Below are 685 nucleotides of genomic sequence, written 5' to 3' on the forward strand. Positions count from 1 at the left end.
ACTTGCTGCCACTACTACGCAAACCAACATACTATGTAATGGCGGAGCTACAGGAGCGGCAACAGTAGCAGTAACAGGTGGAACTACCGCATATACTTACAACTGGACACCGGGCAACCCTACAGGAGACGGTACAGCATCTGTATCGGGCCTTACAGCCGGAGTATGGACATGTACTATTACCGATGCTAACGGATGTACATTGGTTAAAACCGTAACCATTACCCAGCCTACTGCTTTATCGGCTTCAATTTCTTCTCAAACCAACATACTATGTAACGGAGGTGCTACAGGAGCTGCAACAGTAGCGGTAGCAGGCGGCACTACAGGCTATACTTACCTTTGGAGTAATGGTGCTACTACAGCTACCATAACCGGTCTTGCTGCTGGTACTTATAACGTAACAGTAACCGATGCTAACGGTTGTACAGCAACTGCTTCTGCGGTATTAACCCAGCCAACAGCACTTGTAGCTTCGACTTCATCACAAACAAATGTTTCGTGTAATGGTGGCTCTAATGGTTCGGCAACAGTAGTTGTAACCGGTGGAACAGCTGGCTATACTTACCTTTGGAGCAACGGTGCTACTACAGCTACCGTAACGGGACTTGCTGCCGGTACGTATACAGTAACAGTAACTGATGCTAACGGTTGTACAGCAACTGCATCAGTAACTATAACTGAG

1 protein-coding gene is annotated in these 685 nt (G+C 47.3%); it reads left to right on the forward strand.

Features of this window, described 5'->3' with window-relative positions; genetic code table 11:
* Positions 1–685, forward strand: a 685-nt coding sequence (locus tag ACLI1A_RS19545; RefSeq protein ID WP_411410379.1) for a SprB repeat-containing protein, incomplete at both ends; no start/stop codon positions are given.

This window comes from Flavobacterium sp. RHBU_3 (genome assembly GCF_046613565.1).
Lineage (GTDB): Bacteria > Bacteroidota > Bacteroidia > Flavobacteriales > Flavobacteriaceae > Flavobacterium.